This is a genomic window from Streptosporangium sp. NPDC051022 (assembly GCF_040683035.1).
In the GTDB taxonomy this organism is placed as follows: domain Bacteria; phylum Actinomycetota; class Actinomycetes; order Streptosporangiales; family Streptosporangiaceae; genus Streptosporangium.
Map to the genome: position 1 here is coordinate 1 of NZ_JBFBCF010000074.1, position 6,383 is coordinate 6,383.

Here is a 6,383-nt window from a genome sequence, read left to right on the forward strand (position 1 = left end):
CTCCTCTTCTTGAGTCCCTCCCCGAGAAGGGGAGGGCGGAGAAAGACGTGGTCATGATGCGCCTCCCGCCAGGTCGAACAGGGCGTCCTGGGCAGCGGTGACCTCGCCAGCAGGGGCGGGGTGCGCGGCCTCGACCCGACTGGCGTGGTCATGGATCTCAATCGCTCGCAACGCGTACACGTTGGCCAGGGCGCACATCCCGATGTGCTCCTGCTGCCGGTCAGCGAACTGGCGCCACTCGCTGGGGCTGTCCGGATGGAAGGCGAGCAACGCCTTGCGTGCTTCCTCGGCCGCAGTCCTGATCTCCCTCGCCTCTGCGGCGTAGGCGTCAGCGCGGGCCTGCTGGTCGGCCAGCCACGCGGCCAGCCGGGCGGGGGCAGTGCAGGCGATGCAGCGCGGGTCATACGCGTGGCCGCGAGACTGCTGGCGGCGGGTCACAACAGCACTCCGGTCAGGAGTTCCGCCAGTGGCGGCAGTGGACGCCGGTCGGGCGCGGTCAGGTCGCCGACACGTTCGGCCAGGTCGGCGATGGCTCTGGCATTCCGGCGTGTGATCATGTCCTTGCGGAACTGGAAACCGTGGGCGTAGCCGAGTTCCCGGCTTATCCAGGTGACCCCGAATCCGCGCGCGTTCAGGCCGTTGATGATCTCCCAGGTGGGGCCGGCATCGATGGTCTCGTTGTCAGGGTGGACGAGCCGGCCGCGGCTCCCCACCTTGAGATCCTGGGCGCAGGCGTCCACGGTGGTGGCCAACAGTGCGGCCTCGTGCGACCGGGCGATGGCCTCCTGGCCGGCGGCGATTTGCTTGATGACGCCGAGCGGCACCCCGGACGCACCGGCGATCGCCGTCGTCTTGACGCCCGCCCGGTGAAGCGTCTGCAGATGCCGGCGGGCCGCGGCAGAGGGCACCGGGTCGATGATGCGGCGCCGCCGCTCGGCCAGGCGTTCGCGGTCGGCGGCCCGGCGCGCCTGGACGCACGTGGCGCAGGGGCATCCGGCGGCGATGCCCTTCGCTGTGCCGTGCGGGTGGCCTCCCAGGTCGAGGGGTTCACCGAAGTCGTTCCTGGCCCATGGCCCCGCCCAGCTCCAGCCAGGCATGGCCTCCAGGCGACGCACGTATTCGGCGTCCAGCTGCTGCCGGTGGTACAGGAAGCGCTGCCGGGCGACCCACTGGCCGAGGCTGATGACGATGTCGGACAGAGCCTCCTTGTGAAGGCCTGGCGGGGCGGCGTGCCCCTCCCGGTCGGCGTACTGGCGCAGTGCGGAGGCGGCCAGCCGCCACCGGGTTTCAGCGGCCCGCCAGGAGAACGTCGGCTGGCCTTTGCGGCCTCGGGGTGTCGCGGCGGCGATCTCGTCAGGCAGAGCCGGATGTAGGTGGCCGGTGATGTTGCGGCGCCGTACCGACAGGACCCACCGGCCGAGCGGCAGGTCGTCCTCGCGGTGGCCCTCGGGGACGTCTGCGTGCTTTTCGAACTCGGCATACTGCCGCAGGGCCTGGATCAGTGCGATGTCGCCGGGAGGTAGTCCGCGGTCCCAGCTCCACCCGGGCAGGGTCTGAAGCCGAGCGGCCAACTCCGGGGCGAGCACACCATCACGGTGGAGTTGACACTGGTTGGCGACCCAGCAGCCCAAAGATTCACCTGAGACAGCCTTAACGCCGTCGTAGATGGAGGGGGCGTCGGCTGGCTGCTCCAGGCCACCGCGTGCGCGCGCCAGGTCGGCCAGTCTTGCGAAGGTGCGGTTCCACTGGGAGGAGGACCAGGTCCATGCCCAGCCGGGGACGGCTTCCAGTCGGCGGATCCGGTCAGGGGTGAGCACGCCCTTGCTGTGGGCGATGCGCTGCTGGTAGGCCCATTTGCCGAGGTGTTCGCCCTTCCAGACCAGGTTGGCGGAGACGTAGTGTGTCCCGCTGGTGGCGTAGTCCTGCAGCAGCGCGTAGAACCGTTCCCACGCCAGCCCGGTCTCACGGACCACGCGCACCAGCAGCGCGGCCGGGTCCATGTCCTCGGGCAGCAGGAAGTGGACCCGCTCAAGCGAGCGCGGCCCGCGGGGGGTGACCTCCCGTGCCGCGGTGTCGAGTTCGCGGACGAACCGCGGGTCGTGGGCGCGCAGCGCCCGCAGGACGGCCCAGACGTGGGCGAATGTGGAGCTGGCAAGCGCGCTGTCGTCATCGTCGGTGTCGACCGCGACCGGCACGATGATCGTGCCGATGGACTTGCCCGGAGCCGGGCGCAGGACCCTGCCGATCGCCTGGGTGATGGCGATCGGGGAAGAGTACGGGTCGGCGAAAATGATGCCGTCGACGGCCGGCACGTCCACCCCCTCGGTGAGGCAGCGGGCGTTGCTCAGCAGCCGCGGCTGCGGGGCGTCTTGGCCGAGCCATGTCAGTGCGTGCTTGCGGTCGTCGGCGGGCATGTAGCCGGAGACATGGCGGGCCCCGACGCGTCGCCCGTCCGCAAGCTGGACTCCATCCATGAGGTCGGCGAATGCTTTCGCCTTGGCGACACGGCCGTGGAAGGTGATCAGGCGGCGGAGGTTGAACCGATTCAGCGCGTTCACCAGGACTGCGGGGAGGGCCTCGCTGATTCGGCCGGTGCCGGGCCGGTGACCGACGACTACGACCCGGTAGTCGCAGAGCTGGCGGGCGTCGATCGCCTCGCCGAAGGTGAAGGTGTGGGCGACTGGCCCGAACACCGCCTCGTCGTCCATCGACAGGACAGTGTCGGCGCCGGTCACGATTTGCGGGGTCGCCGTGGTGAACAGCCGACGGTGGGCGCGGATGCGCTGCCCGTTGGTCGGGACCTGGAATGCTCCGGCGGGCAGGCCCGCGAGGCGGTGCGCCTCGTCGCAGATCATCAGATCGAACGGGCCGATGCCGGCCAGCTGCTGCGCCCGTTCCACCACCGGGCAGGAGTGGTAGGTGGAGAACACCACCTGCGGCCGGTCGGGGTGTGCGTCCTCAAGGAACCGGGCGACGGCGGCGACGGAGGTGGTCACTTTGGCGCGGGAACGAACCCAGAACGCCGCCAGGTCCTCACCCTGCTTTTCCTCTTCACCTTCGCCGCGTTCGGCCTTGCCGGTGGCGGTGGCGGGGTCGGAGCACACCACGATGGCCTGGAAAGGCGGGCCTATGCGGCGCCACTCCTGAAGTGTCTGGGCGACGAGCAGCAGTGAGGGGAGCAGCACGAGGGTGCGGGCTGAACCGGTCCGGATGGCCTGCCATCGGCATGTGAGGGTCTTCCCTGTGCCGCAGGCCATGATCAGCTGCGCGCGGTCGTGGGTGGTCCAAGCCTTGTCTAGCGCGTCCAGTGCGGCGATCTGGTGCGGTCGAGGCTGTAGGTGGGCCATCAGGACACCCCCACCGCGGCGCCGCCAGCGGCGTTCCAGCGGGCGGTGAACTTCGGCGCCCGCTCGGGGAGGTCCTCGGCGAAGGTGTCGGCGACCACGATGTTGTCGTCCATGAAGGTGATCGGCTCGACACCGCCGATCTCCAGCCAGCACACCGACCTGGCGAGATCCACCGCCACCTCGTCCAGATCAATGCCGTAGAGACACTCGACCATCACCAGCGGCAGGACCATGCGGACCATCCAGTCCGCGGGCTCGGCCCCGGCAAGCTGGGCGGCGTACCAGCGGGCCAGGTACCGCGCCACGTGCACGACGTAGATGCCGGGGCCGCACGCCGGGTCGACGATGGTGATGTGCCGCAGCGCGCCGGGGTTGCCCGCAAGGCGGTCCAGGCGGGCCACCTGCATTGCTGACCGCACCTGGAAGCCAACGATCTCGGGTGGGGTGTAGACCATGCCGTGGGCGTCGCGCTGTCGGGCGGACGCCAGACCGAGTCGCGCCTCCCCCAGCTCGACCACGCCCCACCCGGCGAGGTCACCCAGAGGCTCCAGGCCGACGGCAGGCGGCACGTCCCACGGCGGGGTGAGGCCGCGGGCGGCGGCGACCGCGTTGACGAGCTGCCGCATAACGGTACGGCTGTCACCGACGTGGTCGAGGAGGCGGGTGAGGGTAGTTGTTGTGGTCTTGCTGGTCATGCGAACGCCACCTGCTTGCGGTACAGGCGCCGGTCGTACTCACGAGCCGCGGCCACGACCAGCGGAGATCGTTCGCCTTTCTTGCGGAAGGCGTCGTAGCAGCGCCGCACCTCAACGTCGCCCATCAACTCGGCCTGCCGACGCAGCTCGATCTCCAGGGCTGCGTCGGTGAGGTCGATCCAGTCGTCGTCCCATGCGGCTGGCGGCAGCCACTTCTTTCTTGCGGCCAAAGTGCGCGCCACCTTCGCCCCGTGCGTGTCCGGCGGCGGATTCGACGACCATTCGTCGTACAGATCCCGCACCTGCCGGGCCGTGTAGGCGAATACCCGCACCTGGGTGACAACGTCGTTGAAGTTGTTAGCCAAGCGACCCAATGCGGTCGCCTGCGACTTGACGGAGTGGCCGAGCGTGGCGAGGGCCTGCACGCGGCGGCGAGTGCCGGCCGCATCGATGAACGACCGGCCCGGCACTAAGTCCAAGTCGAACCTCACCGACAACAGCGCCTCAGCGCTGGCCGGCAGTAGTCCCCGCTCGTGAGCGTCTGACATGAGATCGGATACGCATTCGTGATCCACACCGGCCATGTCCGCGATCGTGTTGATCGACAGGCCGTAACCGATCAGGTAGGCGACGTGGGCACGCGCCGATTCGGGGGCGGCGTAGGGCTGCCACCGGCCGTAGGCGATCTGCCGTGTCCGGCCGGTGTGGTAGCTGCTTTTCCTGGCGCAGCAGAGCTCACAACGGCACTTGTCGACGTGGTAGCGGGCAAGCGTTCCGTGAGCGCGCGTCATAGCGCTTCCCGCACTCGCCGGTTCAGGTTCCTCCGGAGCCTGCTGCGCTCCTCATCAGTCAACCCTCCGGCGATACCGGTCTGGGCGGCTCCCCACCCCAAAGCCCATTCCAAGCATTCCGCCGTTACGCTGCAGGCTCGGCACAGGTCCTTGGCGTACTGCTGGACAACGGCGTCGTTGGAAAAGAAGGGCTGCGGGTCTACCCCCCGGCAGTACGCCTGCTCCTGCCAGCTGGTGGCGGGGGCGGCGGCGCCCCGGTTGACTGTTCTCGGCGGTTTGCGGCGCTGCTCGCGCCATCCGAGGGCGGTGGCATACTGCTGGAGCCGCTCTGGCGTGGCCAGGTAGCGGCCAGACTCCCACGAGCCGATGGTGGAGCTGTGGACCCCCATCCGCTCCCCTACCTGACGGAGGCTAAAGCCCTCCTGGAGACGAAACTCGCGGAGCTGATCGATCGTGGGGGCAGTCACTCGTTCACCTCCGTTCGGGACTGTTCAGTGGTGTTCAGAGCCGTTCGGATAAGTGCGGCCATGGCTGCGATCCGGGAACGCACCCGCATGGGTGCGGCCGGATCCGCGGCGGCGCGCTCCAAGCACGGCAGATGCGCGGCGAGGCGGGCACGATCAGCAGCCAGGTCACTCATCGGGTTCCACCTCCTTGATGTCGCAGCCGAACTCGTCAGCGAACGTCTGGGCGACCTTGCGGACGGTGTCGCGGGAGGAAGACTCGGCGCGGCCGTGAACGGGAACCGTGCGGGGAATGTCCAGACGCCACGTGAGGCCGCTCTTCCTCCGCACGGGGCGGATGACCAGCAGTGGACGGGCGCCCTCGGAAGTCAGCACTGGGGCTCCTCCCCGGCGAGTCGTTCGGCCTCGTCGTTGAGCACGACGATCAGGCGTCCGCCGAGCACGAGCTCGTCGTCGGCGAACACGTCGTGAAGGTCCGGGATGTCGTTGGCTGCCAGGACCATGCCGACCAGCAGCAGGCTGGTGCCGGCAAGGCAGACCGCGGCGATCAGGACTGCTCCCACGGCGGCCCTCCTTCACCTCGGAGCCACGCCTGCTCGCGGTCGTAGCGGAGAGCGGTTTCGATGAAGTCGTCCACGGCGCCCGGGTCGGGAAGGCCAAGGGCTTTCCTAGCGGCGGCAGCTTGCTCGCCTGCGACACGTTCGGCGTTGAGTTCAGCGACAAGGCGGCGGGCGCGACGCCGTTGAATGAGGTGCACAGCTCCGGCTGTGGCCGTGATCCCGAGAACCACGGCCGCAGCGACAATGAACGCGCGCCAGGGGATGAGGTCCAGCAGCATCACGCGCCGCCCCCGTGGATCAGCAGCCACGAGCGGGCCTCAGCGAGGTCGTCATCGGTGAGGCCCTGCTCGGCATCGACGTGGATGATCAGGAAGTTGCCGACGCCGGGATGGTCGGTCAGGAACGCCTCGTCCCGTGCGGTGAGGTCGTCGTCCAGCCACACGAACGGACGGCCCTTGACCCAGTCGGCGATGTGCGGCGTCTTGAACATCACGTCGCCGCGGTAGGGCCTGTTGGCGCGGTCGAC

At 69.1% G+C, this 6,383-nt stretch carries 9 protein-coding genes and 1 pseudogene; all 10 read right to left on the reverse strand.

Annotated features, from left to right (window positions below; translation table 11 throughout):
• Window positions 1–51 precede the first annotated feature (51 nt).
• Window positions 52–438, reverse strand: coding sequence for a hypothetical protein (locus tag AB0N02_RS47105; RefSeq protein WP_363961693.1), 387 nt, complete (start codon window positions 436–438; stop codon window positions 52–54).
• Entirely contained in the window at window positions 435–3,347 is a 2,913-nt protein-coding gene (locus AB0N02_RS47110; protein WP_363961695.1) for a Helicase associated domain protein, read from the reverse strand. Before AB0N02_RS47110 ends, AB0N02_RS47105 begins: the two co-directional genes overlap by 4 nt.
• Window positions 3,347–4,042, reverse strand: a complete 696-nt coding sequence (locus tag AB0N02_RS47115) for a hypothetical protein (protein ID WP_363961697.1) — start codon at window positions 4,040–4,042, stop codon at window positions 3,347–3,349. The genes AB0N02_RS47110 and AB0N02_RS47115 overlap by 1 nt, the downstream gene beginning before the upstream one ends.
• Entirely contained in the window at window positions 4,039–4,833 is a 795-nt protein-coding gene (locus AB0N02_RS47120) for a hypothetical protein (protein WP_363961699.1), read from the reverse strand. Before AB0N02_RS47120 ends, AB0N02_RS47115 begins: the two co-directional genes overlap by 4 nt.
• The gene (locus tag AB0N02_RS47125; protein ID WP_363961701.1) at window positions 4,830–5,300 is read right to left on the reverse strand and encodes a WhiB family transcriptional regulator; all 471 of its coding nucleotides are present in this window, start codon (window positions 5,298–5,300) and stop codon (window positions 4,830–4,832) included. Before AB0N02_RS47125 ends, AB0N02_RS47120 begins: the two co-directional genes overlap by 4 nt.
• Entirely contained in the window at window positions 5,297–5,473 is a 177-nt protein-coding gene (locus tag AB0N02_RS47130) for a hypothetical protein (protein ID WP_363961703.1), read from the reverse strand. Before AB0N02_RS47130 ends, AB0N02_RS47125 begins: the two co-directional genes overlap by 4 nt.
• Window positions 5,466–5,672 carry a hypothetical protein gene (locus AB0N02_RS47135; protein WP_363961705.1) on the reverse strand — a complete coding sequence of 69 codons (207 nt, stop codon included), beginning with the start codon at window positions 5,670–5,672 and terminating at the stop codon, window positions 5,466–5,468. The genes AB0N02_RS47130 and AB0N02_RS47135 overlap by 8 nt, the downstream gene beginning before the upstream one ends.
• A complete protein-coding gene (locus tag AB0N02_RS47140; RefSeq protein ID WP_363961707.1) occupies window positions 5,666–5,860 on the reverse strand; it encodes a hypothetical protein in 195 nt (64 codons plus the stop codon). Before AB0N02_RS47140 ends, AB0N02_RS47135 begins: the two co-directional genes overlap by 7 nt.
• Window positions 5,845–6,138: a hypothetical protein gene (locus AB0N02_RS47145; protein WP_363961709.1), complete on the reverse strand. Its 294-nt coding sequence runs from the start codon at window positions 6,136–6,138 to the stop codon at window positions 5,845–5,847. Before AB0N02_RS47145 ends, AB0N02_RS47140 begins: the two co-directional genes overlap by 16 nt.
• Window positions 6,135–6,383, reverse strand: a pseudogene (locus AB0N02_RS47150) (hypothetical protein); the annotation flags it as partial. The gene AB0N02_RS47145 and the pseudogene AB0N02_RS47150, both read right to left, overlap by 4 nt.

Coding starts and splice junctions, on each gene's coding strand:
- AB0N02_RS47110 (WP_363961695.1), bottom strand. CDS start 3,347: ATGGCCCACCTACAGCCTCGACCGCACCAGATCGCCGCACTGGACGCG.
- AB0N02_RS47115 (WP_363961697.1), bottom strand. CDS start 4,042: ATGACCAGCAAGACCACAACAACTACCCTCACCCGCCTCCTCGACCAC.
- AB0N02_RS47120 (WP_363961699.1), bottom strand. CDS start 4,833: ATGACGCGCGCTCACGGAACGCTTGCCCGCTACCACGTCGACAAGTGC.
- AB0N02_RS47130 (WP_363961703.1), bottom strand. CDS start 5,473: ATGAGTGACCTGGCTGCTGATCGTGCCCGCCTCGCCGCGCATCTGCCG.